Origin of the sequence: Flagellimonas lutimaris, assembly GCF_051494225.1 — a bacterium.
Taxonomy (GTDB): domain Bacteria; phylum Bacteroidota; class Bacteroidia; order Flavobacteriales; family Flavobacteriaceae; genus Flagellimonas; species Flagellimonas lutimaris_A.
The window spans coordinates 675,373-702,230 of sequence record NZ_JBNPYE010000001.1; the positions used below are offsets into that span (position 1 = coordinate 675,373).

The following is a 26,858-nucleotide window of genomic DNA, read 5'->3' on the forward strand; positions in this document are numbered from 1 at the left end:
GTTAAAGGGGTTATTGAAATGTTTTCTGAAATTTACTGGTCAGTAATCAATCCATTTCCTATATCCTGTTGATTTAAGGGTTTGGAAAGGTCAATAAGAAAACCATTGATTACGGCATGCGTTAATTTTTTATTCTTTTCCAAAAAGAAGGTAGGATTGATACCCGGCTGCATTCTAAAACTTTTTAATTCAAAGTCTTTGTTTACCAAAATCAAAGGCAGGTGAACAAATTCACTATTTTCTGGTTTTTCTGTTTTAATATAGGCTATTCCATCTTTTAATAAATCCATGGCATTTCCAATCTGCTCTACCTTGGCCACCTTTGGTGGTACGATTTTATATCCTTGTGCATCAAATGTTTTGTACGCGTAATAGGTAGACAAATCACCTTGGTCCGCTACGGAGCTGTTGTAATAAAACTGGTTATGTTCCTCTAAATCCACCTCATTGTTGAAAATTCCCAGATCAAGGATGTAATCATCTCCTAAAAGTTCATAGGTGACATTTTCAATTTTCAAATCAAAAAGTTTTCGATCGTTACGTGGAATTTTTTCATAGTCTTCCTTTGGAATATTTTTGAAAGACTCATTGGCAATCGTGTACAAGGCAGAAAGTATGGACACATAGTTCAGTTTTCTGATTTCTTGCTTCTCCGGGTCACCGGGATAACCTCCAGATTCAATTAGGATTAAACTTGTACCCCACTTTGCAATGTTATCTCCAAAAGCACGGGGTTCAAAATCATCACTGTACCTTCCTACTTGCCCAGGAGCATAGTTTTGGATGATTTTGTTCATATAAACAATCACTTTCATAGCATTGGCACGCACCTCATTGATATCTTTCTCATAATTATAGGCCGTAGCCAAATAGGAGATTGTGGCAGGTTTTTCTGTACGTTCTGCATTGTAGTATGTACTCTGGTCGTGGAGATTAAAACCAAAATCCGCATCCAAACTATCGCGTAACCGTTTTAATGTCTGTCCTTCCGGCGATTGTAACCGTAAAGCATCCCGGTTGATGTCGATACCCAAGGCATTTCTTCGGGTGAACACTTCTGCCCCATCAGGATTGAGCATGGGCAAAAAATGAAGCTTTAAGTTAGAAAGAATTGCTTCCTTTTCTTCTTGGAATTCCGGGGCATCCAAAAAATTGAGAATGTCAAAAATTGCTTGGGTTGCCGTAGGCTCATTTCCATGCATTTGTGACCAAAGAAAAATGTTACTATCTCCAGATCCAATACTGATTAAATGTAAATCCCGACCTTGAATGGATTGTCCTACCTTCTGAACTTCAAACTTTGGGTTCACCTTAAGTTTTTCAATCAACGGCTGGATGTCGGCGTGTTTTATTCTACGCTCCCCTATACTCGGTTCTTTATAATCCTCATAGGTCTCGTATAGTTTGGAAGTGAGCTCATCTTGTGCATGCGCAGTAAAAGCGAACAGTATAATTATCAAAGGAATAAGTTTCTTTACCATCTCTATTGTTTTGTTGGAACAGGTTTAAAGTTAAATTTTTTAGTGGCTTTTCGGACCTTTTCTACAAAATCCATTCCTGGGTCTGTTTTTTTAGTTCGATAACCATCATCTACTTCAAGCCAAAGTGGATGACCTTCAAATAAAGTATATTCTTGGTGGCCGATCACGTAATCGATATCATATTTTGAAGCCAGATACTTTACCAAATAAATATTTGATTTTAATTGCTGTTTGGTCAACGGCATTCCTTCCGTGCCCCCTACATTTTCAATGCCAATGGCGCAATGGTTCAACCCAATGGTATGGCGTGCCATGGTGGTTTCGGGCATTAATCGATAAATGGTTCCATCTTGATCCACCAAAAAATGGGAGGATACATTTAGCCCGCTTACATTTACCAAATCGGGCCGCCAATTGGGCAGTGTGGGACGATTGAAGGCTTCGAACGATTTTTTTAACGTTGGGATGGCAGTCCAGTGCAGTACCACCATTTTTGGAGTTATTTCTGGGGTATCTTGGTCTAACTTATACCGATTCAAAAGGTATTCTTTGGTCAGTTCAATACGTTGTTCATCAAAAATAATGGGAATGTCCACAATCTCTTTTTGGGTGGAGCATGCTCCTAAGGCAATTGCCAATAAAATTAAGCTAGTTTTTTTCATTGGTAGTATTTAATATGGAGTCGGTGGGAACGGCATAGCAGATCATCAATTTTTTTCTACCCCATTCTCTTGCTTTTTTTACATTTTTTCCCATGTAGATGTCAATTCGGTTCCGCCATCTATAATGCATTTTGTCCTTCACATAAAAAGTGTCGGGAAATGTATCTATTTTGACCATGGTATTATGGGTAAGGCCCATTTTAATGAGGTCTCGTGAAACAGCGATACTCTTCATGCCCGGTTTTAGTGTATCTCCCCATGCTGCAACAGCAGGACTGATACTATCCGTTTGCCAGAACACTGAGTTATAAGCCGAGGCTGTGACCTCATGTCCGAACCATTCGTGTTTTGGGGCAGGTTCGGTTAGGGGATTCTCTTTTGGTGAGCAACCGATAAGGACTAAGATTACTATGGAAAAACCCTTTTTCAATGTAATGTATTTTCCAGAACCATAATGTCCACATTGCTGTTTTTCCATCGGTTGGACAATACTTCGGGAACAGGTGTGAATCCAAGCGTTAACGAACTCAATACCAAATCTTCGTCACCATCATTATCAATATCCGCCGCATCCATTAAAAACCAACGTGCCATGGATGGGTCTTCCAAAATATTTGTAGCGAAAACATAGTCTTCAGAATTCTTATTTTCAAGATATACAAAAGTCAATTCTGGAAATTCCAGGTAATTTGGAAAAGTGCTGATCAAGGCAAAATCAAGATCTCCATCTTGGTCAAAATCTCGCGACACCACCCTGGTTGCTCCGTACATTGGATAAAAGAACGATTCTGAATATGTATTATCACCATTGTTGAGATAAATTCGCATGCCATGATAGGGCTTGTGTACATAGGAGATATCCGCATTGTCGCCTTGAACGGTAATAATATCTTCCAGACCATCCCCATTGTAATCTACCAATTCAAACCAACTGGTTCCAAAAACCGGGCTGAACTCCAATACTTTTGTTGCTTCAAAAACCAAGTTATCGGTTTGATGAAAAACAGTGATACTCTCGTTGCTTTGCGTCATTAGAGCTACAATATCTTTTTTTCCATCATTGTTCATGTCCTTTGCCACGGTTCGGATGGCCCCGGGAAGATTCAATAATACTTTTTTGTCATACTGTCCTGATTCGTTCTCGATCAAAAGGGATAATCGACCGGATTCGTTTCCAAATTCACTGACAACAATCTCATTTTTGCCATCACCATTAAGGTCCTCCAATAGGGTATGTACAGGTCTATGAAAATTTTGGTCAATAGAGAGCGTATCCTGTCCTATTTTTCGAATTATTTTTCCCTTTTCCAATTCTGAAGGTCGGATGATTCCAACTTCACTGATAATTTCGACTGAATCTTTTTTACTATACCAGGTAACAGGTGTTTCTCCTTGATAAAGCTGTTCGGAGTTCTCTTTATCAAAATTGAAGAAACCCAGATTTCCGGTAAGGTCGCCGAAGTATACCTGGTTAAGGCCATCTACAAATTGCAAATAGGTGATCATAGCCCCATTTTGAGTATCCACAGCAAAGGGTTTAGGCTTAAACAGCTTTAAGGTATCCGCTTCGGGCACTTGTATGGGTTTTAAATTTTCGGGCGCATTGCTTACAATATAATGCTCCAGCTGAGCCCATTCATTTATGGTGATTTTTGGTCGAAATCCAGTTTGCCCTGCACCTGGTTCTTGGTAGAGGCCTTCAACATCCATGCGCTCCAACATTGCTGGCAGCACAGATTTTTTCCAAACCTCCTTGGTCAATTCATCAATTTTTGGTGCTAGGTGGCAACTGGCGCAATATTTATTGTAGAGTTGTGCTTGCTCTTGTTGTTTTGATTTTTCTTTTTTACAGGAACCCATTATAAAAATGAGTGTAACGAAAACTATTTTTGGGGAAATCTTTAGTCTATCTGGCATTGGCTGGTTATGGTTTTAAGGTTTAGTGCGCCACTTTAGTTTGGTAAAGGAACATAGGTATTGTCATTTTCCATCATCGGAAAAGTTTTATCGGACCATGCTTTTTTGGCCTGTTTCAGCTTTTCTTTGCTGGAAGAAACAAAATTCCAATAAATATAACGTTCCTCTGGAAAAGGTTCGCCCCCAAACAACAATAAATGAGTGTTGGGTTGTAGTTTTATGTTGCATGTATCTTCAACTTTGGAAACTAAAATATATCCCTCTTGTACCGCTTCACCACAGGCTTCTATACCTCCTTCCACAATACAGATACCGATTTCTCCTTTTAAATTCCCATTTGCATTAAGTGTATAAGCATCTTCAGTTTTGACTTCCACCATAAAAAGATTGGAATGCACGGGTACTGGTGATTTTTTTCCATAGCCTTCGCCTGCAACCAACTTGAATTCGGTATTTCCATCGGTCCATTTAGGAATATCTTTCGCATCAATATGATGAAACTCAGGTTCCATATCCTCCAATTCCTTAGGTAATGCCACCCAAATCTGATAGCCGTGGGCGGTAAATGTGTTCCCATTGCGCATATCGGGAGGCGTGCGTTCAGTGTGGGTAACTCCCTTCCCAGCCGTCATCCAGTTTACGGAGCCTGGCCGTATACGTTGGTTCGTGCCTAAGCCATCTTCGTGGATTATTTCGCCCTCGAGCATAAACGTTAAGGTTGACAAACCTATGTGTGGATGTTGGTTTACATCCATATATTTTTCAGGTCCCAACAGCGTGGGCCCCATATGGTCTATAAAAATAAACGGGCCGATCATGCGCTTTTTACGGAAAGGAATAAGTCTTCCCACTAAAAAGTCGCCAATATCCCTACTTCGTTCTTCAATAATCAATCCAATGTTGGACATGTATAATTGTTTATATTTAGATGCAGAAAGTTACAAATACATCGTATAACCATGAAACTACTTAAGCGTGTTTTGCTGCTCCTACTTATTGCAATCGGAGTGGCCATCTATTTTAATTATCCCAAATTGAACATTATTTCCGGATATGCCGCCAAAAATATGGCTTCCGGGGTTTATGTGGCTCACCGTTCTCCGGCTAGCATTAATCAATACGATAATAGTGCTCCTTTGATTGAAATTGCTTCGACAGAGGTGAATAGAGAGGAGGAATCAGCTTCTTCAACCGTATATGGTTTGATGGAGCGTACCGCAGTGTATCGTGATGGATTGGGAGCGGTTTTGGTCAATGATGATTATGATCCTGAAAAACTGACTATCCGTCCACAAAGAAATCAGCCCCCTGATACCATTCCCTATCCGTTTGGGCAAGCAGCTCCGATTGATACCGTTTTACCGGAAGTGGATATGGACCAAATCAATAAGGCCATTGCCATGGCTTTTTCTGAACCGGAAACACAAAAAACACGAACCTTACTTATTTTATACAAAGGCCATTTAATTGCCGAAAGATATATTAACGGTTTTGATAAGGATACTCCTATTTTGGGTTGGTCCATGACAAAAAGTGTTTTGGCCACCTATTTTGGAATTTTGGAACACCAAGGAAAATTGGAAATGGATTGGCCGGCACCCATTCCAGAATGGAAAGATGACGAACGAAAGAACATTACCTTGAATCATTTGCTCCGTATGCAAAGTGGATTGGCTTGGGATGAGGATTATACGGGCATATCCGATGTTACCCGAATGTTGTTTTTGGATAGTGATATGACACAGGCCCAGCGAAGTAAAAAAGCCATTGCAAAACCTACGGAGATTTGGAACTATTCTTCCGGAACCACGAATTTATTATCAGGTATCCTGAGACAACAGTTTCGTAGTCATCAAGAGTATTTGGATTTCCCCTACTCCGCATTAATTGATAAAATTGGTATGTATTCCATGATCATGGAAGCTGATATTGCCGGAAATTATGTAGGCTCATCCTATTCGTGGGCCAGTTCAAGGGACTGGGCGCGATTTGGTCAACTGTATTTAGATAAGGGAAACTGGAACGGTGAGCAACTATTCGATTCTACTTGGGTAGATTACATCACTACGCCCACTATTCATTCTGATGGCACGTATGGGGCTCACTTTTGGTTGAATGCCGAAGGAAAGTATCCCGATGTGCCTAAAGACCTTTTTTCTTGCAATGGTTTTGAAGGTCAACATGTATTTGTGATTCCTTCAAAAGACTTGGTCGTTGTACGAACCGGTTTGGCCGAGGAACCGTTTTTTGATATAAACGGAGTCTTGTCAAACATCGTAAAAGCAGTACCATAGATCGGTGTGATATACTAAAACGACCATAAAACCACAGGATATTGACACTTCACAACAATAATTTCGTTTACGGGAACACTGGTGGTACTTTTATCATGTAATAATAATCGAAAGTAATTTTTTCATTTTCATATAGTGTTCTCGTAAAAGAGTCTTGACCCAAGTGGCAGGGCTCTTTTCTATTTGGGGCTATCCTGAACTTATAGCATGACTCCAATTCCACGAATCACGGAATGATATACCGATTTTAGGATGAAGTTGGAAACCTAGATTCTCTAGTCGGTATACCCTCTAAAAAAAACGATGCTAAGGCAATAATTAATCAAAGAATTACAAGAAATACCCTGCTGACAACAAGTAGCGGTCACTTCACAACAATAATTTCACTAAAGTTGAGTTACGGGCTACATTTACAATGTATTAATTAACGAAAGTAATTTTTTCATTTTCATATAGTGTTCTCGTAAAAGAGTCTTGACCTAACGGCAAGGCTCTTTTCTATTTTAGTAACTTTCCCCTCTGCTATTCTACAATCCACGCATATGCGACCAAAACCACCTGAAACACTCACTACCGTACTGCTTTTGGATGGTGAAAATTATCACTTGATGGCGGTGCTCCAATGCTTGTCCAAGGTCAAAAATCTAAGGCTTATTATTATATCCGATAAGCCTACTTCAAGCATGCGATATTCGCGTTTTGTTTGGAAGTATATCCACTGTGCCATGGATGCCAAAAATTGGGTGAACAAGATCAATGATTGTATTGGGCGTTATCAAGTTGATGTTGTTATGCCGATTGCCGAAAATACATTGGAAATGCTCATTCAATATAAGAATCGATTACAGGTTGATGGAAAAGTGCTCGTTCCAGAAACACTTAAAGAGCTTGATGAAATACGGGATAAACGCCTTTTGGCACTTCATATGTCGGATATAGGTATTGCCCCACCCACGTTTTGGGCGCCGACAAAAAACCGTTCCGATGGATTAAAAAGTTTGTCGAAACACTACCCCGTATTGGCAAAGCCAGCCATTATCAGTGGCGGTGGAATGGGTATTGTAAAATTAAAGAACGAGGAGGAACTGAGAGACTTTCTATCCAATCATGATTCAGGTAAGGACTACCTAATACAAGAGTTCATTGAAGGACACGATTTGGGCTGCAATGTAATTTGTAGGGATGGGGAAGTGATGGCCTATACCATTCAGGTGGGGAACATGTTTTTGAAAAAAGCATATACTCCACAAGTTGGATTGGACATGGTGCACAATGAAGAGGTAATCAAAATAGTAAAAAACCTTATGAAATCACTTCGTTGGAACGGAGTGGCCAATGTAGATATGCGTTATGACAACCTGACCGGGCAATATTATGTTTTGGAAGTAAATCCGCGTTATTGGTTAACCCTGTTGGCATCCTGTATGGCCGGGGTAAACTTTCCATGGTTGTATTGTAGAATAGTTCTTGATGATAAATTTCAATTGCCCGATTTTAAAGAAATTGACTATTGGAACCTCAAAAGATTACCGTACCGATTAAAAAAAGATCCTATGTTGCTGTTTCGGTGGAAATATTTATGGAACAATACCCCATTAGGTTATTTGATAAACGATCCTACCATGACAGTTTATCATTACTCGTGGACCTTAAAAAATATTATTGCTTCCATGTCCAATAAGATTTTCAATCGACAGGCTTAAGGAATCCATTTGTCCTTTCCAAAATCCGGTTTTCTTTTTTCCAAAAAGGCGTTTCTTCCTTCTTTGGCCTCATCCGTCATGTAAGCCAAACGTGTAGCTTCTCCCGCAAATACCTGTTGTCCTACCATTCCATCGTCGGTTAGGTTCATGGCAAATTTGAGCATTTTTATAGATGTTGGGGACTTCGCCAACACCTCCTGTGCCCATTGATAGGCCGTATCCTCCAACTTATCATGTGGAATTACAGCGTTCACCATACCCATTTCATAAGCTTCTTGTGCGGAATAGTTTCTTCCCAGAAAGAAAATTTCTCGTGCTTTTTTCTGTCCGACCATTTTTGCAAGATATGCTGAACCATATCCACCATCAAAACTTGTTACATCTGCATCCGTTTGTTTAAAAATAGCATGTTCCTTACTGGCAAGGGTCATATCACAAACCACATGTAGGCTATGTCCTCCCCCTACGGCCCATCCAGGAACCACGGCAATCACCACTTTGGGCATAAAACGAATCAAACGTTGAACCTCCAGAATATTTAAACGATGGTAACCATCTTCTCCCACATAACCTTTATGCCCACGAGCCTTTTGGTCACCACCACTGCAAAAGGCCCATTTGCCATCTTTGGACGAAGGTCCTTCACCGGAAAGCAGCACTACACCAATAGAAGTGTCCTCCTGTGCATCGTAAAAAGCTTTATAGAGTTCGCTGGTGGTCTTTGGCCTGAAGGCGTTACGTATATCAGGACGGTTAAAAGCGATACGAGCTACGCCGTTACATTTTTTATAGGTGATATCCTCAAATTCCATGGCGGTCTGCCATTTGGGTGATTCCATAGTTCAAAAAATTTTGAACTACAAAATAACGGAAAATATGCATCATTACCCATAACAAAAGATTGCTCAAAGTTTTGAGTATTTAAAAACTTATCTTTATTGGACACAAATATTATGACAACATTGTAGGATAGAATATTGCGATATTACTTGATTAATTTGAATAAAACATGAAACAATCGACGATAAAAAACAATGAACTCAAAGTGGCTATGGCCCAAATTGCCCCTGTTTGGCTCAACAAAGAAAAAACCTTGGAAAAGATTAAATCCTGTATTGTTGATGCAGGAGAAAGCGACTGTGAACTTATTGTATTCGGGGAAGCCCTACTGCCAGGTTATCCCTTTTGGGTGTCCATCACCAATGGCTCTGAGTTTGATTCCCCATATCAGAAAAAACTCTTTGCACACTATGCCAACAATGCGGTTCAAATTGAAAATGGAGATCTAGATGAACTTTGTGCTTTGGCAAAGGAGATTGGCATAGCGGTATATTTGGGTGTCATTGAAAAACCTATTGGCCGTGGAGGACACAGCCTGTATTGCTCATTGGTGTATATAGATGCCACTGGCACAATAAAATCGGTGCATAGAAAACTGCAGCCTACTTATGAGGAAAGATTGGTCTGGTCACCTGGGGATGGTAATGGTCTGCAAACGCATCCGCTTAAAGATTTTACAGTGGGAGGATTGAATTGTTGGGAAAACTGGATGCCATTACCAAGAACTGCTTTGTATGGATTGGGAGAAAACCTACATATCGCAGTTTGGCCCGGTTCCAATTATAACACAAGAGACATTACCAGGTTCATAGCCAGAGAATCCCGCTCGTTTGTTGTTTCTGTGTCAAGTTTAATGAGAAAAACGGACTTTACATCGGATATACCCGGTTATGAACTGTTACTGGAAAATGCCCCAGAAGTTTTAGGGAACGGAGGTTCTTGCATTGCGGCACCTTCCGGGGAGTGGGTTTTGGAACCGGTAATCGACAAGGAAGGACTTATCATTACTACCATTGATTTTAATCAAGTGTTGGAGGAACGGCAAAATTTTGATCCCGTTGGGCACTATTCCCGACCGGATATCACAAAATTATCAGTGAACAGGGACAGACAATCCGTTGTGGAGTATATCGATTTTAAGTAGATATCAATAAACTTAGATACCAACTCCGATATGAACGGTGACTGGATTTAATGAACAGTATGACTTAAAAAGAATAATCGCAAAACATCGTATTATGGCTAAACTATTTCTTCTTAAACCTAATTTTACAGATATGAACATGGATGAAGATTCCAAATTTTATTGTCCGTCTTGTGCCCAAGTGTTGGGGATTATCACTTATTATCCTGAACTCAAGGAAAAATTGGATATCACTTTTATCGATTTTAAAAGGCCTCGAAAAGAAATTGTAGATCTAGTAGGTGAAGAGAACCAAGGATGTCCCAACCTCATTTTAAGCAAAGATGAATTGACAGAACAGGGTGATGCGAGTTATCTGGATGAATATGGGGATTATTACTTTCAGAACAACCCGTCGTTGATTGCCGAATTTTTAGCTGAGAATTATGGCATTGGGGTTCCTCATTGATCAATGAGGTATCGAATTTCCAGTATTCAGGCTAAGATGACTCGCGCTTTGGTAACCGGGTTTCAGTATCTCATGGCGGATTCAACTTATTATTTCATTATCTTGAAGTGCACATAATCAACCAAGCCATGGAAAATTTTAAAACTCCGCTGGAGGCATTTGCCTTTTGGCTGGAAAAGGACCCAAATCGCATATTTTTACGACAACCCATCAATCGAAAGTTTATAGAATATTCCAGACAAGATGCTTATGATCAAGCCTTAAGAATTGCTGCTGCCTTACACGACATGGGACTAAAACAAGGAGACCATGTTGCGTTGTTCTCCAAAAACTGTGCGCATTGGTTTATGGCCGACTTGGCTATTATGCTAGGCGGGTTTATTTCGGTGCCCCTCTATCCTACCTTGGACAAGGAAAGTATCAACGAAATATTGATTCATAGTGAAAGTAAGGCCGTCATTGTGGGCAAATTGGATAATTATGAAGTCCAACAGCCAGGCATACCCAATATTCCAAAAATTGGGGTGGCACTTTATGGAATTCAAGAAACATCTACATGGGAGGATATTGTTAAAACCCCCACCAATTTTCAACCATATGAACAAAATCCAGAGGACCTTATTACCATCATGTACACCTCAGGTACCACTGGGAATCCAAAAGGGGTCATGCACAGGATCAAATCCTTTAATCAGGTGGCAAGTACAGGGGTTGAGGTTCTGGAGATTAAAAACCAGTCAAGAATGTTCTCCTATTTGCCCTTGTCCCATATTGCAGAGCGAATAGGGATAGAAATGATTTGTTTATATACTGGAAGTACAGCCAGTTTTCCAGAATCTTTGGAAACTTTTGCAGAAGATTTGGCCTCCGTGAAGCCCAATACATTTTTTGCCGTTCCCAGAATTTGGCAGAAATTTCAGGAGGGAGTTTTAAATAAGATTCCCCAAAAGAAATTGGACAAATTGTTATCAATACCCATCATCAGTGGAATTATCAAAAAGAAGATTGTAGGCAAATTGGGTTTAACCGAAGCTTCTTACTGTGCGTCGGGAGCGGCACCGCTAGCTGTTAGTCTTCAAGAATGGTACAAGAAATTGGGAATTGAAATCATGCAATGCTACGGGATGACGGAAGATTGTATCCTGTCTCATTTTAACCTTCCTGGAACCAATAAATTTGGAACCGTGGGCAAGCCGGTGCCTGGGGTCGTCTCCAAATTGTCCCCAGAAGGTGAAATTCTTATAAAAAGTGACTGTCTTATGGCGGGGTATTATAAATCCTTAGGCCAAACAAAGTCAATGTTCACGGAGGACGGTTTTTTAAAAACAGGTGATCTTGGGGAATTTGACCATGATGGGTTTTTATCCATTGTTGGACGGATAAAGGATCAATTTAAGACAGATAAAGGTAAGTACGTGACCCCCTCACCCATTGAATTGGAGTTGACCAAAAATACGGACTTGGAACACATTTGTTTGGTAGGTACCGGAATCTCACAGCCCATAGTTTTAATTATTCCATCGGAAGCTGGATGGGCAAAAGACAGGGAGGCTTTAAGTAAATCCATCTTGGAGTCTGTGGATGCCTTAAACCCTAAGTTAAAAAAACACGAGAAAATCGAGAAAGCGATCGTTATGAAAGAACATTGGACCGTAGATAATGGTTTGATGACACCATCCATGAAGATTAGGAGAAATCGTATTGAAGCCATCCACCAGCCTATGTATTTGGATTGGTTCTCGAGAGAAGAACGAGTGGTTTATGAAAGTGATCAATAATCACGAATGGGTAATTATTGTCGTTTCTATGCCATTCATAAGATCGATTCCCACATCCATCAATTCACAGTTATAAGTCGATAGGTTTTACCATATCTTTTATCCATGTTACGTTTTAAAAGAATGTGGATATTCCTTGGTATTTTGATGGTGTTAGGTGTTTCATGGTATTTGGTGTTATCAAGGACCATCAATCCAGACGCATATTTTATCAAAAAAATAGACCCCATCCCCTATACCCGTATATATGTAAACGATTATGTCGGGAGTTTACAAATAGCTCCAAACCTCGGCGATGAATACAAAACCATGTCAACAGGGAATCGGTATTATATTAGCAATATTTATTCGCTATATGATGATGACTACAGCTTTACCATTGATGAAGACAATCATTTTGTTTTAAAACAACTCTCAAATAATAAAATCTTTGTATTGGGTAAGATTTTGGAGAAAACGTATCTTGAATACAACGGAACTGATTTGTATACTATTCAATTGCCCAAAGATTACGCAGCTTTCCATCATTATAAAAGAGGGCTCTTGCCATTCTATGAAAAAGTAAATTTTACCATGATGAGTAGTGGTGGCATTAAATATAGCAGTGAGGTTACAACTATTGTTATTTCTAGTTCAGGGGATGAATTACGATTATACCAAAACAATGGCTATATCCCAAAAGGAAAACCAACAGGTATTTACTAAGATTTTTCATTCTTCAATGTAATTTTACACCTATTAGAATCTCCGTAAATTTGTGGTTAAACACGTGTAAGGGATATGGCAAATGATTGGCTTAAAATGTGGAATGCCAAATTTGGGCAGAAAGAATATGCTTATGGAACCCAACCTAACGACTATTTAAAAGAAAAACTGGGGACCCTGCCAACAGGCTCAATTCTTTTCCCAGCCGAGGGTGAAGGACGTAACGCCGTTTACGCTGCTCAATTAGGGTGGAAAGTCTCCGCTTTTGACATTAGCAAAGAAGGACAAAAGAAGGCTTTGAAACTGGCCAAGAAGAAACAGGTTTCAATCGATTACGAAATCGGGGAATTGGCCAACTTGGGATATAAACCGGAACAGTTTGATGCTATTGCCTTGATCTATGCCCACTTTCCTCCAAATATTCGTTCCGATTACCATAAATTGCTCCACACCTACTTAAAAAAAGGTGGAACTATCATTTTTGAAGCTTTTAGCAAGGCTCATTTGGACTACAAAAAGAAAAATCCAAATGTAGGTGGTCCAGGCAACCCGGATTATTTGTTTTCGATGGAAGAATTACAATCCGATTTTTCCGATTATGAAATCTTGGACCTTAAACAAACGACCGTACAGCTTAACGAGGGAGATGGTCATGTGGGAACTGGGTCGGTTATCCGTTTTTTGGCTAGGAAAAAATGATTTCTGCCTCTCGAAGTAATCATCATGAATGGAAATGAGATACCTGAATTTTCAATAGCTTTATCGCCCTTTTATAGGGGTTTTTGAATTTTAGCCTTAAGTTCATAATGAAATTGAAATTATCCTTAAAAGATGGTTCAATCAATTGATTTTGTTGGTGATGACATAAAGGTGACATCTAAATGTCGTGGTGGTGTCCATCCACTGCAGATAACTTTGTTCAAGAATTAAAAATCAGAAATTATGAGCAATACATCAATTGGAGAACGACTTAAATATCAGCGTAAAATAAAAGGATATTCACAGGAGGAACTCGCCCACAGAACCAATGTCACCGTAAGAACTATTCAGCGTATTGAAAAAGAAGAAGTCTCCCCTCACCTAAATACCATAAAGTTATTGGCGGTAGCACTGGAAATAGAAGTTGATGACCTCGTTCCGTTGGAAAATCCAAGAGAAGAAACAGTGAAGACAAAATGGCTGCTTTTATTGCATGCCACTCCTCTAGCCGGATTGTTCCTTCCCTTACTCAATGTACTCATCCCACTTTTTTTGTGGATACATAAACGGGAAGACAACCCAATTTATAACGAGCATGGTATCAAGGTCATCAATTTTCAAATTACTGTGTTGATTTTGGCTGTCTTGTCTTTTATCAGTTTACTGACAATTGAAAAATGGGGATTCATCATTTTTATTTCCGTAATTCCCATTTGTTTGGGTATCATGATTTTCAATATCATCTACGTTGTTCGAAAAAATAAGTGCTACTACCCTTTGTCCATTCCTTTTTTAAGTTTGAAGAAGCATAAGGCATTTAGTCTGTTCCTTATGCTTGGTATAGTAATGCTTTGCGGTTGTGCAGGTTCAAAGCAGGAAACTGTGGAGCGTTTGGATGGCTCTATAATCACCAAGGATTCAATCACTAAAAAAATTGACCAGTTAATGGTCGACGCCAAAGTATATGGTATGGCCATATCCATCTTTAATGACAATCAACCCGTTTACCAAAAAACGTTCGGTTACAAGGATTACCCTAACAAATTGCTGTTGACGGACTCAACAAACATCTACGGAGCATCTTTTAGTAAAGCGGTGTTTGGGGTTTTGACAATGAAATTAGTGGAGCAAGGTGTTATCGACCTGGACACTCCCTTGGAACCGTATCTACCCAAAAAACTTTACGAATACGAACCACAGAGCCGCTGGCATGATGATTTTTCCAGTTTGAAAGAAGATTCCCTTTACCATAAAATAACGGCAAGAATGTGTTTGGACCATACCACAGGGTTTAAGAACTATAGATGGTTTGAAGACGATTACAAGTTAAGGGTACATTGGGAGCCGGGAACCAAATTTGGTTATAGTGGAGAAGGTTTTATTTACCTGCAAGTTGTTCTGGAAAAATTGACTGGTAAAGGGTTGGAACAGCTTGCCCAAGAAAATATTTTTGAACCATTGGATATGGAAAATTCTGCCTACGAATGGAAAACTAAATTTGACAAAGATTTTGCACTGGGACATAACGAGAAGGTGGAATCACTTAAGAAAGACAAGGACAATGAACCTAGAGGTGGTGGAACTATGGAAACCACCGCAAGGGATTACACAAAATTCTTAACCGCTGTACTAAATCAAAAACTTATCAGTAAAGAGTCTTATGATGAGATTTTTAGTCCTCACATACGAATAAGGTTTAAAAAGCAATTTGGGGAAGAAGCCAATACAATTACTGATGCATATGATGATATTAATTTAGGCTATGGTCTGGGTTGGGGTTATTTTGAGACCCCTTACGGCAAAGCGGTTTTTAAGGAAGGGCATGGAAGTGGATTTGTACATCATTCTGTACTATTTCCAGAAACTGGTAAAGGCATTATGATCATGACCAATTTTGAACGAGGAGATAGCATTTTCAAGGAGCTACTGGAAGTTACCTTGATGGATGTGTACACTCCGTGGGAGTGGGAAAATTATATTCCGTATACAACAGTCAAATATCAAAAAAAATTCAGGCAATAATTATAATTGCCTGAATTCTTTTCTAAACTTTGGGAGACTACCTAGTTAAATTTTTATTCGCACTGACTTTTCAATGTCTCTGGACGAAGCCCCGGCCCTGATAACATAGCTGCCAGGCTCCAGGGTCCATTGAGAACTTTTTTCGTTCCAATACCGAAGACTTTTTACGGGTATGTTTACTTCAAGTGTGTCTGTAGTTCCAGAGGTTAACATCGTAGTTTTGGCAAAGGCTTTCAGCTCTTGTACTGGTCTATCTATTTGTGTAGAATCCTTGGAAACATAGAATTGCACAACCTCCTTGCCCTTTACATCACCAATATTGGTTATCGGTATGGACACTTTAAGTGTATCATTCTCATGAATCAATTCCATATCACCATATTCAAAATTTGTGTAGGACATTCCATAACCGAAGGGATAGGAGACATCCTTACCGGCTTTATCAAAATGACGGTATCCTACGTAAATCCCCTCTTCATAATTGGTGTAATCAACATTTTTAACCATTTCATCTTCAGGAACTTCATCTTTGCCAAATAGCATATCTGTAATTTGCATTGGCAACCCATTTTGTGGGAAATTGGAATTACTGGCATGGTCATTTATATCTATGGGAAAGGTCATCGTCAGCTTCCCACTTGGATTTACCCTTCCACTCAAAATATCGGCTACGGCATTCCCACCTTCTTGCCCACCTTGCCAAGCCAGAACAATAGCATCAGGTTGGTCTTTCCAAGATGCAGTTTCGATGACCCCACCAATGTTCAAAACCACAATAACTCTTTTGTTTACAGCATGAAAAGCTTCACAGGCTGCACTCAACATCTTTTTTTCTGCTTCTGAAAGGAGAAAATTATCCTCCACTACTCTATCTCCGCCTTCTCCACTGTTTCGACCAATGGTGATAATTGCCAAATCACTATCGTGGGCAATATCTTGCATCATAGCATCATCATACGACATTTCTGGAGGAAGGTATGGGTTGAACATGGCCGACATGCCTTCTGGTTTTATAAATGCTTCTGGATTGGCACTTTTATGTTTTTGGTAGACTTCTTTTGCTTTTTGATTTATGGAAAACCCAGTATTGGCAAGCCCTTCTTCCAGAGAAACTGTGTAGGCTTCATTTACATCCCCTGAACCGGTTCCACCAGCGATAAAATCATAGGAATATACTCCGATAAGCGCCACATTTTTACCTTTTTCCAACGGCAATACGTTGTCATTCTTCAATAAGACCATTCCCTCTGAAGCTGATTTTCTAGTGATTTCGGCATGTGCTTCCAAATCTGGATTTTCACCATAGGTGTAATCTTTCATCTTCTTGCTTTTTAAAGCCAGAGTCAGGATTCTTTTAACTGAAGTGTCCACCGCATCCATATCCAAAGTACCATCTCCATAACCTTTGGTAAGAGCTTTCCATTGTTTTTTGGTGCCAGGCTCCAATAAATCGTTTCCTGCATTTACCATGGCCACGGCATCATTGCCACCAAACCAATCGGACATCACTAGTCCTTTAAAGCCCCAATCATCCCGTAAAATATCGGTCAACAAATCTCTACTTTCAGCAGTATAGGTCCCATTGACTTTATTGTAAGAGGACATGATAGTCCAAGGTTGGGCATCTTCCACGATAATTTCGAATCCTTTCAGGTAAATTTCGCGCATGGCTCGGTCAGAAACCCGAGTGTCGTTATAGTTTCTGTTGGTCTCTTGGTTATTGGCCACAAAATGTTTTACCGATGTCCCGATTCCGTTGGATTCAATACCATTGACCATGGCGGCTCCAATTTTCCCTGTTACCACCGGGTCTTCGGAATAGTATTCAAAATTTCGACCGCAAAACGGGTGACGGTGGATATTGGCGCCTGGCCCAAGAATTACATCAATTCCATATTCCAATGCTTCGTTGCCCATGGCATTTCCCACATTATATACCAATTCGGTATTCCAAGTAGAGGCCAAAAGCGTAGCAATAGGGAAAGCTGTAGCATAAAATGTGCGATCAACCCCTTCCCGAGTTGGTTCAATACGAAGTCCTGCAGGGCCGTCGGACAGGTTTATGGCGGGAATACCCAATCTAGGAGTTGCGACAATGGTGCCTACCACACCGGGAATGCCCTCTTCGGGGTCGACCATGCCCATACCTGATGCCATTCCGGAACCTTTCAGAATATGAATTTTTTCTTCCAAGGTCATTTGAGAAAATAGGTCCACTACTCTATCCTCAAGGGATGCTCTATCATCTTCATACACATCCAATGCTCCATTATCGTTTCGGTCTAGAAAGGTATATCCATCAATAGTAAGTGCTGGAATATTTTTTTTTTCTGTATAGTCGTTCTCAAAATTCAGAAATTGAGAGCTTACGTACCACCATCCCAGTAATCCTCCAAAAATTAAGATAGCAAGGATGATACCTAATGTTTTTAATGTAATTCGAAATGCTTTTTTCATGGTCGTTTAGTTTGTGACAATAAGTCACAAATATAAACATCATTTTTTTGTGGCAATGTGACACAAATCATTATTTTTGTTAAATGGACTTTAAGGAATTCATTGAAAAAGGAGAAAAGCTTTTTTTACCCAACCTTTCGGTTGATATGGTAATAATTGGATTCCATGAGGGTGAACTCAAGTGCCTTCTACTTCAAATTGGAGATAAATGGCTACTTCCTGGAGGGTATATACTCAGGACAGAGTCAGTGGAAGATGCCACGGTTAGAATATTAAGAGAGCGTACTGGACTCAAAGACCCACATTTTAAGTTTTTGTCCGTTTTCGGTGGTGAAAACCGAAAGTTTACTGAGGAATGGAAACATTTTTTTGAGGAGAACCATCTTCCCTTCAAAGAAAACACTTGGTTAAATGACCGCTTTGTGACGCTGGCACATTATTCCTTGGTGGATTTTGAAAAGACCAAACCTGTCATAGGCAATTTGGATGACGCCTTTGCATGGTTTAATATAGATGAACTTCCCAAGATGTGGATGGACCATAAGAAAATTGTACTGACTGCTAAAAAGCGTTTAAAAGAAGACATTCAGCACGAGCAGTTAACATATAACCTTCTGCCCAAGGAGTTTACCATGCCGCAATTACATGGATTGCACCAGACTATTTTAGGAGAAAATTTAGACCGAAGCCGTTTCCAGAAAAAAATGATTGCATCTGGTGCATTTGAGCGCTTGCCAAAGCTCAAAAAAGAGACGCCTGGACGTAATCCATATCAATATCGAGTTAAAAAGGCTTAGCATCAGTGACTTACTTTTTGGTTTGCCGAAAATAGCATAACTTGGTTCTCTCACTAAATAACCAACCTATGAAACCCATCCATTATTACCCATGGCTTGCCGTGCTTCTTATTTTGGCCAGCTGTTCTCAACCCCAAAATTTTGATGTCCTGATTAAGAACGGACAAATTGTGGATGGGTCGGGGAATCCATCGTACACTGGAGATGTAGGTATCAATGGGGATACGATTGCCGCTGTTGGCGATTTGGAAGATGCTACGGGAACCAAAGAGATAGATGCTACTGGTTTGGCCGTCGCTCCTGGATTTATCAATATGTTGAGCTGGGCCACAGAATCCTTGATTGAGGACGGTAGATCCATGGCCGACATTAAACAAGGGGTCACCTTGGAGGTTTTTGGTGAAGGCTGGTCTATGGGGCCGCTCAACGAATCCATGAAAAAAGAAGAACAAGAGAATCAGGGAGATATCAAATATGACATCGAATGGAACAGCTTGAATGAGTATTTGGAATATCTGACCCGTAAAGGCATTTCTCCCAATGTAGCATCTTTTGTAGGCGCAACCACTTTACGCATAAACACGGTAGGCTATGAAGACCGTGCCCCTACTCCACAAGAATTGGACACGATGCGATTGATGGTAAAACAAGCCATGGAAGAAGGTGCCCTCGGTGTGGGTTCCTCCTTAATTTATGCCCCTGCATTTTATTCCAGTACCGAAGAATTGATTGAACTCTGTAAGGTCGCTGCCAAATATGATGGCATGTACATCAGCCATATGCGTAGCGAAGGCTCTCGTTTATTGGAGAGTTTGGATGAATTGATTCGGATAGCTGATGAGGCAGGTATTCGAGCAGAAATCTATCACTTAAAGCAAAGTGGCAAAGAAAATTGGGAAAAGTTCGATGATGTAGTGGCCAAAGTGGATTCAGCCAATGCTGCGGGATTGCACATTACCGCCGACATGTATAATTATGTGGCCGGGGCCACTGGTTTGGATGCTTCCATGCCACCGTGGGTACAGGAAGGCGGGTACGATAAATGGGCAGAGCGCTTACAAGATCCAGCCATCCGAAAAAAAGTAAAAGAAGAAATGACTACGCCGACGGATGAATGGGAAAGTCTGATGATGGCCGCAGGTGACCCAAGTAAAATATTGTTGGTTGGATTTAGAGCAGACTCTTTAAAATATCTAACAGGAAAAAACCTAAAAGAAGTTGCAGAAATGCGAGGTATTTCTCCAGAAGAAACCGCAATGGATTTGGTGGTGCAAGATGGCAGTCGTGTAGGAACCATTTACTTTTTGATGTCCGAAGAAAATGTAAAAAAACAAATTGCCCTACCCTGGATGAGTTTTGGCTCGGATGCCGGTTCTCCAGCTACCGAAGGTGTTTTCCTTAAATCGAGTACGCATCCTAGAACTTATGGCAACTTTGCTCGCTTATTGGGCAAATATGTGCGGGACGAGCAGGTGATTTCCTTGGAAGAAGCAGTACATAAGTTAACACAACTGCCCGCCAGTAACCTTAAGATCCAAAAACGCGGGAGCCTTACCGAAGGGAATTATGCTGATGTGGTATTGTTTGATCCCAAAACTATTACCGATAAGGCCACTTTTGAAGATCCCCATCAATATTCTGAAGGAGTACGGCATGTTTTTGTGAATGGCATCCAAGTATTAAAAGATAGCGAACATACAGGAGAAACCCCAGGACGAGTGGTTCGTGGACCTGGATACAACAAAAAATAAATCGGAAATGGGAAGAACCTGATTACGATGGTAAAACCACTTTGAGTGTAAATGTCAATACACCAAAACCTATTAAATCAATGATTGAAATCGATGAAAAATTTCTCAGATGAAAAGACAAAGCTATTATTGGCTTTGACCAACGAAATCAATCAACCTCAAAACAAAAAAAAACTACAACAGCTCATAAACAAAGTCCGCTCTCTACAGGGACATGCCGACTTTGATCGCTCGTTCGCCTTGTTGGTTCGTGAAGCAGTGGGCCTGCCCCACCCCCTCCTAACTACGCTGCACGAATTTGAAAGGTATTTTCAGGACAAAACAAACTGGATTCAGTCCCCATATTTGAGGCAGCTGGCCAACCATTTGCTGGAAAAGAGCATTCCCATGACCTTTTATGGTCGTAGCTGGACCAAACAAACTGCGGATTGGATGTATTTTGATACTGTTTTGGATATTGAATCACTTCAGAAGCAATTTCAAATGGGACAGCAAATTCAAATCCATGAAAATCGAGATGCTCATTCAGGTACCGAACGTGGATTAGTGGATACACAGACTGGTGAAGGCATTATTGGTCGTTTGGATTAGTCTCCCTTATTTTTATTTTTCTCCTCAATCCATTTGGCCATATACTTGGTGCTGGCCATGGTCTGGTGCTGTAACAATTTTCCAATAAAATTTTGTGCACGGTGAGCTTCCAAAACTTTGCTTAATTCTCGTAATTTTTCGCTCAACTTACTTTGTAAAGCTTCCTTGTTATAGAAAGCTTGTAGCAATTCATTTCCTTGTTGTTGGGCATTATGCCAAGTAGTTTGGTTTTGGTACAATTCCACTGAGGCTTTCACAAAATGATCCCAATTGTCGGTTATTGTACCGTTCCAGGGTAAATTGCCATGCATGCCCTCAGCACCAATGGATGTTGTTACACTTGGTGTTCCCGTTTTCATTGCGTCCAATAATTTTCCTTTGATACCGGCACCAAACTGTAATGGGGCCAACAAAACACGCGAATTGTTAAGTACGGTATTTACATCGTTTGCCCAACCTTTAATATAGAAACCGGTTTTTGGGGTATGCATTTCCATGATTTGCTGCGGTAAATACGCGCCATAAATATGTAGTTCGGCTTCTGGAAGTTGTTTTCGGATTCTTGGCCAAATTTCCTGCTTCAATACTTTTACAGCATCTAGGTTAGGGGCATGTTTACCGTTACCGATACTAATAAAGTGTTTACGCTCTTCAAAGTTTGACTGAGATACAGTCGGTTTATCGACCATAAAGGGTAAATGGAGTAATAATTTTGCTGGGATTTGGAGTTCTCGCTGTAAAATTTCCATCTCGTAAGAGGAAATCATCAAACTAAGGTCGCAACGATAAATACTGGCCACTTCCCGTAATGTTGTTGGATGGTTTTTCCAATCATCAACCTTAAAGGGTTGGTTTTTTTTGTGAGCCTCCTCCCTACTCTTGCGTAAGGCATGTAGATCTTCGGTGTTTAGAATACGCAAAGCGTTGGGGACAAATTTCGAGACACGCCATCCAAATTGCTCTTCGACCATAAAACGGTCGAACAGCACTATGTCGGGAGCTAGTTCCTGTATAAATCCATCAAAGCTGGAGTGGTTGAGCTGTATCCCAGCTTCCTTGACCCCCATTGTTTGTAAATCCAAACTATACTCCGTTTTGCCGGCCGTGCTGGCAAAGACAATATCGTAGCCAAAATTTTTAAAAGCTTCCAACAACTGCTGCATGCGACATCCAGCGGCCGTGGTGGCGGGCTCTGGCCATACATAACCAATGACAAGGAGTTTTTTTGACATGTGGATAAAAGTACGAAGTTGGGAGTTTAAAGTAAAAGAGCAAACTCAAGCTAATAAATCAAATTTCGAAAAGTATATTCCAAGAATCCAACAATTCAAGATCAGATAATCCAACCTACATTTTTGCCGCGAACATTTTGGAAATACTGGAACGGAGTTTGCGCTCATAATCTTCCTCCAACCACTCTTTGTAGTTTTTGGTATTGTTCATGATGCAATAAGAATACTGTTTCACTCGGTAGGAAATCTCATCCTTGAGTTCCTTGGCCAAAATACGGGCATCGAAAACATCTTCGCTATTTTCCACGCAAATTTGGGCGTGTTGTTCAATACTTTTTTCCAATACCACCTTGGATTTTTGTCCTTGTGCGAATATCTTTTTGTATTCTGCTTTTACATCAAAAGTTATATTGTCGGATTTACTGAACTTGGCGCGCAACTCATCAGGCATTTCATAGACAAATTCGCGCTCAATTTCTTCATCATTTTTAATGTTCTCCAGATAAAAGTCCGGGAAGTGAAAGATTTCCTGCCAGTCTATAGGTGCATCCCAGGGTCCAAAACGGGCTAAGTTGTTACCCATATCGATTACATTGAACTTATCCTTGTTGGGCAAAACTCTGGAACCCCTACCAATCATTTGAAAATATAGCGTAAGGGAACGCGTTGCCCGATTCAGAATAATGGATTTGACCGTGGGTTCATCAAAACCAGTGGTAAGAATACTAACCGAAGTTAGAATGGCATCTGGAGTCTCTGCAAACCATTCTAGAATCTCCTTTCGTTCCGTGGCCGTATTTTTATTGTCCAAATGTCGAACGTTATAACCTGCCTTTTTAAAGGTTTCGTAAACGTAGAGCGAGGTGTTGATACCATTATTGAAAATCAATGTTTTGGTACCCTTTGCAATCTCTTCGTAGGCCGTGAGCAATTTACCCAACATGCTGTGGGCGCTGTAGAACTCATCGGAAGATTTTACGGTGTAGTCCCCATTGATACCTAACTTTAAGGTGCGAAGGCTTACGTCGTAATTATAAAGGTTGGCCTTGGCCAAAAACTGTTTATCTATCAATGATTTAATGGATTCCCCTATAATCAAATGTTTATAGTTGTCCTTCATGGGAAGTTTGATATTGGAACTCAATGGAGTTGCCGTAACCCCCAAAATGGTGGAATCCTCAAAATATTTGAAGAGTTTTCTAAAGGAATTGTAGTGGGCCTCATCGATAATGACCAGCCCAATATTATTGATTTTCACCTTTTCTTCCTGTAAACGATTGTTCAGGGTCTCCACCATGGCCACAAAACACATATAGTCGTCCTGATCATGCAGTTCCTTGACTTCGCTATTGATGACTTTATTGGCCACCCCGAAACCATGGAGCATTTTGGAAGTTTGCTTACTAAGCTCAATCCGGTGTGTAAGTACCATCACCTTCTTGCCGGTCTGCTCGATAAACCGTCGGGTTATCTCGGAAAACACCACGGTTTTACCACCTCCGGTGGGCAATTGATACAAAATATTGGTACCTGGAGGAAGCTTCTCCAAATGTTTGAAGATTTTATTCAGGTCTTCTTCCTGATAATCGTATAAGGTTTTCTTCTTAACTGTTTTGTTTACTTCCAAAGGAAAAATGGCATTATGGATTCTTAAATAAAAAACCCTACAAAATTAGAGGTTTTTTGTGCGAGAGACCAATACTCGAAGGCTTTTCTATCAAAATTGTATCAACAATCCATAATTGTGTGTTATTTTCATTATTTCCCGAATTTGCTTATAACATTTTGATAAGAATAACATTTTGGACTTGGAAAAATGGAGATTATGATGTATAATGATAGCTTATAACACTTGTAAACCAGATATTAAGAATGAGGCAGCTAAAAATAATCAAACAGGTCACGAACCGGGAATCCAAATCACTTGACAAATATTTGCAGGATATCAGTAAAATTGATCTGATCACAGCGCAAGAGGAAGTTGAGTTAGCACAAAAGATTAGGGCCGGCGATCAAGCTGCTTTAGAAAAATTAACGAATGCAAACCTTAGGTTTGTGGTGTCTGTAGCAAAACAATATCAAAATCAAGGATTAAAATTACCGGATTTGATCAATGAAGGTAACGTTGGGTTGGTAAAGGCCGCCAAACGTTTTGATGAAACCCGTGGATTTAAATTTATTTCCTATGCGGTTTGGTGGATTCGACAATCCATTCTGCAGGCCTTGGCAGAACAATCCCGTGTGGTTCGATTGCCACTGAATAAAATCGGATCTATCAATAAGATTAAAAAGACATTCTCTTACCTGGAACAAGCTCATGAGCGTCCGCCATCGCCAGAAGAAATTGCAAAAGAGCTGGATATGACGGTTTCAGAAGTAAAACAATCCTTAAAGAATACTGGACGTCACGTGTCTATGGATGCACCTTTAAAAGAAGGAGAAACGTCCAATTTGTATGATGTATTGAATGCCGGTGACTCTCCAAAGCCCGACAAAGGTTTGATGCACCAGTCGTTGAATACAGAAATCAACAGGGCATTGGACACGCTCTCTCCAAGAGAAGCCGATGTGGTACGATTATATTATGGAATTGGGGACCAACCTTCCATGACCTTGGAAGAAATAGGCAGCACCTTTGATTTGACAAGAGAACGTGTGCGTCAAATACGTGAAAAAGCAATTAGAAAATTAAGGCATACTTCAAAAAGTAAGATTCTTAAGTCCTACTTGGGATAATTGCCAAAATGTTATAAATAAAAAAGGGGATGTTGTTATCAGCATCCCCTTTTTTATGATATACACTTAAGCATCATGGTTTACTCAAAAGACTAATATCAAAGTCAGTGAGTATGTCTTTTAAATCTTGAATAAAATTTAAGTAAGCGGTATTTTCTTTGTTATGGTTTTTCATGGTAACAAATTTTGGGGTGTTTGTCTACTATAGGTAATCAAGTTCGGCAAGTTCGTTAACTGTCAAAATTTCGTTCAGTTCTTGTAAAAATGCCAGGTATTCTTCTCCGTAGGTATCGTATAACATTGTAATCTTTGGTTTATTTGTCGGGGTTTTAGGTATAACGTTAATTCATTTTAAAGATTATTTTAAAATCCTAAAATGTGGTGAAAATCCCACTTTGGGTGGTGAAACCCTATTTCTGTTTCATGTTTAAAATGTCCAGTTCTATCTCAAAGTCGAGATCTTTATCAACTTTGCTCGGTCTAATATTGAATTCATCATAGATAAAACAAAGGTTCATAGGCAACCTTCGTCGTTCTGTATCGGACATTACGCCCAATTTGGATCGCAATTCATTTTTAATTTCAAAAGCCTTATTGCATATTTTTGGATTTTCATGGGATTCCAACTCAGTTAGAAAAGGAATTTCCTTCTTATCCCCTACCTCCAACATTTCATCCAGAAGCATTAACCGGCATTCAAGATCCTTTGCATGCTGGAACAAGGGATAAAAAACACTTTGTAAATACTTTGGGAGATTGCTGTTTTCCATGGTAGTTTTTTTTACATAGTCCTGTACATTTCCATTTCAAAGTCTATCTGCTCCTGAATGCGCGGATATTCTTGCAGAAACTGATCGTATAAAAAAGCAAGATGCTTTAAGTCCTTATCAGTTTTACACAATCTTGATACTTGTTGTGCGACTTCCAAAAGACCATAGGTTTTTAACATTCGCAACGAAGGCATAACTTTTTGGCAAGCTAATTCCAGCGCGCTAAAGTTTTCGTTTAATAAGTTGATTTTTGCATTGCCTATAAACTCCCATACGTTTTGCTTGAACATGCGAACTAACTCTTCCAAGAGCTCCATCTGCCCCATACAATCTTCCAAAACAGGTTTTAGATCAATACTTTGGTTGGCAAACCCGGCCTGCAAGCTTTTTTCTATAAATTCAAAATCGGTAGACATGCTATGGGTAGTTTTATCTGAATTTTGAGCTTCTTCCTTTGTACTATGTACTATCTTTTTAAGTTCTTTCACGATTTCATTTTGCTCTTTGGATAATGGGGAATTCTCAAGGGCTTTGATCAGTGATAAAAACTTGGTGCTTTCGGATATGTTGAATTGTCTATTGTCAAGACTTTGGATTCCAACTTTTTTATAAATGTTTTCCAGTTGTTTCATTTCCGAAACCCCAAAAACTTTGTTTTCCAGTCCTATCTTGAATACCTCGAAAGATTTTTTGAGTTCTCCTGCTTCAACAACTCCTAATTCCTCGTAAGAGAATGAGCTCAATCCTATTTCCAGCTTTTCTAGATACGTTAACAATTCTCGTGTTCCCAACTTATTGCTATAATGGTTATTAATCATTCTAAAAATGTTG

23 protein-coding genes are annotated in these 26,858 nt (G+C 39.9%); 12 read left to right on the forward strand and 11 right to left on the reverse strand.

Translation table 11 applies throughout. The features are described 5' to 3' along the window. Window positions 1-32: 32 nt before the first annotated feature. The 5 genes from ACQQ5U_RS03025 to ACQQ5U_RS03045 are packed head-to-tail and all read right to left on the reverse strand — an operon-like array spanning window position 33 to window position 4,968. Window positions 33-1,481, reverse strand: a complete 1,449-nt coding sequence (locus ACQQ5U_RS03025; protein ID WP_437395463.1) for a M14 family metallopeptidase — start codon at window positions 1,479-1,481, stop codon at window positions 33-35. Window positions 1,482-1,483: 2 nt separating this feature from the next. Next, the gene (locus ACQQ5U_RS03030) at window positions 1,484-2,143 is read right to left on the reverse strand and encodes a peptidoglycan recognition protein family protein (RefSeq protein ID WP_437395464.1); all 660 of its coding nucleotides are present in this window, start codon (window positions 2,141-2,143) and stop codon (window positions 1,484-1,486) included. Then, window positions 2,130-2,621, reverse strand: a complete 492-nt coding sequence (locus tag ACQQ5U_RS03035) for a 3D domain-containing protein (protein ID WP_437395465.1) — start codon at window positions 2,619-2,621, stop codon at window positions 2,130-2,132. The genes ACQQ5U_RS03030 and ACQQ5U_RS03035 overlap by 14 nt, the downstream gene beginning before the upstream one ends. Further along, window positions 2,570-4,060 (reverse strand): FG-GAP repeat domain-containing protein, encoded by a 1,491-nt coding sequence (locus ACQQ5U_RS03040; protein WP_437395466.1) that lies wholly within the window; start codon window positions 4,058-4,060, stop codon window positions 2,570-2,572. Before ACQQ5U_RS03040 ends, ACQQ5U_RS03035 begins: the two co-directional genes overlap by 52 nt. 35 nt (window positions 4,061-4,095) lie before the next feature. Next, window positions 4,096-4,968 (reverse strand): pirin family protein, encoded by an 873-nt coding sequence (locus ACQQ5U_RS03045; RefSeq protein ID WP_437395467.1) that lies wholly within the window; start codon window positions 4,966-4,968, stop codon window positions 4,096-4,098. A 51-nt stretch (window positions 4,969-5,019) separates the two neighbouring features. Between ACQQ5U_RS03045 and ACQQ5U_RS03050 the strand changes: the two genes are divergently transcribed. After that, window positions 5,020-6,354 (forward strand): serine hydrolase domain-containing protein, encoded by a 1,335-nt coding sequence (locus ACQQ5U_RS03050; protein ID WP_437395468.1) that lies wholly within the window; start codon window positions 5,020-5,022, stop codon window positions 6,352-6,354. A 542-nt stretch (window positions 6,355-6,896) separates the two neighbouring features. After that, window positions 6,897-8,057, forward strand: a complete 1,161-nt coding sequence (locus ACQQ5U_RS03055; RefSeq protein ID WP_437395469.1) for an ATP-grasp domain-containing protein — start codon at window positions 6,897-6,899, stop codon at window positions 8,055-8,057. Here the strand turns inward: ACQQ5U_RS03055 and ACQQ5U_RS03060 are convergent. Further along, the gene (locus ACQQ5U_RS03060; RefSeq protein ID WP_437395470.1) at window positions 8,054-8,896 is read right to left on the reverse strand and encodes a 1,4-dihydroxy-2-naphthoyl-CoA synthase; all 843 of its coding nucleotides are present in this window, start codon (window positions 8,894-8,896) and stop codon (window positions 8,054-8,056) included. The two genes, ACQQ5U_RS03055 and ACQQ5U_RS03060, sit on opposite strands and share 4 nt — an antisense overlap. Before the next feature lie 170 nt (window positions 8,897-9,066). Here ACQQ5U_RS03060 and ACQQ5U_RS03065 point away from each other — a divergent pair, with 170 nt between their 5' ends. From ACQQ5U_RS03065 to ACQQ5U_RS03090, 6 genes are all read left to right on the forward strand, one after another. Continuing rightward, a complete protein-coding gene (locus ACQQ5U_RS03065; protein WP_437395471.1) occupies window positions 9,067-10,041 on the forward strand; it encodes a carbon-nitrogen hydrolase family protein in 975 nt (324 codons plus the stop codon). A gap of 94 nt (window positions 10,042-10,135) precedes the next feature. Further along, window positions 10,136-10,489, forward strand: a complete 354-nt coding sequence (locus ACQQ5U_RS03070) for a DUF3088 family protein (RefSeq protein ID WP_437395472.1) — start codon at window positions 10,136-10,138, stop codon at window positions 10,487-10,489. Between the two features lie 128 nt (window positions 10,490-10,617). Next, window positions 10,618-12,267: an AMP-binding protein gene (locus ACQQ5U_RS03075; RefSeq protein WP_437395473.1), complete on the forward strand. Its 1,650-nt coding sequence runs from the start codon at window positions 10,618-10,620 to the stop codon at window positions 12,265-12,267. Window positions 12,268-12,372: 105 nt separating this feature from the next. Beyond that, window positions 12,373-12,972 (forward strand): hypothetical protein, encoded by a 600-nt coding sequence (locus ACQQ5U_RS03080; protein WP_437395474.1) that lies wholly within the window; start codon window positions 12,373-12,375, stop codon window positions 12,970-12,972. A gap of 75 nt (window positions 12,973-13,047) precedes the next feature. Then, on the forward strand, window positions 13,048-13,671 hold the full coding sequence (locus tag ACQQ5U_RS03085) for a class I SAM-dependent methyltransferase (protein WP_437395475.1): 624 nt from the start codon (window positions 13,048-13,050) through the stop codon (window positions 13,669-13,671). A 243-nt stretch (window positions 13,672-13,914) separates the two neighbouring features. Then, window positions 13,915-15,693 (forward strand): serine hydrolase, encoded by a 1,779-nt coding sequence (locus ACQQ5U_RS03090; protein WP_437395476.1) that lies wholly within the window; start codon window positions 13,915-13,917, stop codon window positions 15,691-15,693. Window positions 15,694-15,738: 45 nt separating this feature from the next. Here the strand turns inward: ACQQ5U_RS03090 and ACQQ5U_RS03095 are convergent, their stop codons facing one another. Then, a complete protein-coding gene (locus tag ACQQ5U_RS03095; protein WP_437395477.1) occupies window positions 15,739-18,150 on the reverse strand; it encodes a glycoside hydrolase family 3 C-terminal domain-containing protein in 2,412 nt (803 codons plus the stop codon). 83 nt (window positions 18,151-18,233) lie between these two features. On the opposite strand from ACQQ5U_RS03095, the gene ACQQ5U_RS03100 reads away from it, so the two are divergent. The 3 genes from ACQQ5U_RS03100 to ACQQ5U_RS03110 all read left to right on the forward strand — a co-directional run bounded on the left by ACQQ5U_RS03100 (window position 18,234) and on the right by ACQQ5U_RS03110 (window position 21,289). Further along, window positions 18,234-18,947: an NUDIX hydrolase gene (locus ACQQ5U_RS03100; protein WP_437395478.1), complete on the forward strand. Its 714-nt coding sequence runs from the start codon at window positions 18,234-18,236 to the stop codon at window positions 18,945-18,947. Between the two features lie 68 nt (window positions 18,948-19,015). Continuing rightward, a complete protein-coding gene (locus tag ACQQ5U_RS03105) occupies window positions 19,016-20,698 on the forward strand; it encodes an N-acyl-D-amino-acid deacylase family protein (protein WP_437395479.1) in 1,683 nt (560 codons plus the stop codon). Between the two features lie 93 nt (window positions 20,699-20,791). After that, on the forward strand, window positions 20,792-21,289 hold the full coding sequence (locus tag ACQQ5U_RS03110) for a hypothetical protein (protein ID WP_437395480.1): 498 nt from the start codon (window positions 20,792-20,794) through the stop codon (window positions 21,287-21,289). Here the strand turns inward: ACQQ5U_RS03110 and ACQQ5U_RS03115 are convergent. After that, window positions 21,286-22,521, reverse strand: coding sequence for a glycosyltransferase (locus tag ACQQ5U_RS03115; protein ID WP_437395481.1), 1,236 nt, complete (start codon window positions 22,519-22,521; stop codon window positions 21,286-21,288). The two genes, ACQQ5U_RS03110 and ACQQ5U_RS03115, sit on opposite strands and share 4 nt — an antisense overlap. Before the next feature lie 115 nt (window positions 22,522-22,636). After that, window positions 22,637-24,148: a DEAD/DEAH box helicase gene (locus ACQQ5U_RS03120; protein WP_437395482.1), complete on the reverse strand. Its 1,512-nt coding sequence runs from the start codon at window positions 24,146-24,148 to the stop codon at window positions 22,637-22,639. Between the two features lie 245 nt (window positions 24,149-24,393). Here ACQQ5U_RS03120 and ACQQ5U_RS03125 point away from each other — a divergent pair, with 245 nt between their 5' ends. Beyond that, window positions 24,394-25,257, forward strand: coding sequence for a sigma-70 family RNA polymerase sigma factor (locus ACQQ5U_RS03125; RefSeq protein ID WP_100818963.1), 864 nt, complete (start codon window positions 24,394-24,396; stop codon window positions 25,255-25,257). A gap of 410 nt (window positions 25,258-25,667) precedes the next feature. Here ACQQ5U_RS03125 and ACQQ5U_RS03130 read toward each other — a convergent pair whose 3' ends face one another. After that, the gene (locus ACQQ5U_RS03130; RefSeq protein ID WP_437395483.1) at window positions 25,668-26,027 is read right to left on the reverse strand and encodes a hypothetical protein; all 360 of its coding nucleotides are present in this window, start codon (window positions 26,025-26,027) and stop codon (window positions 25,668-25,670) included. Between the two features lie 11 nt (window positions 26,028-26,038). Then, a complete protein-coding gene (locus ACQQ5U_RS03135) occupies window positions 26,039-26,845 on the reverse strand; it encodes a hypothetical protein (RefSeq protein WP_437395484.1) in 807 nt (268 codons plus the stop codon). Window positions 26,846-26,858: the final 13 nt, after the last annotated feature.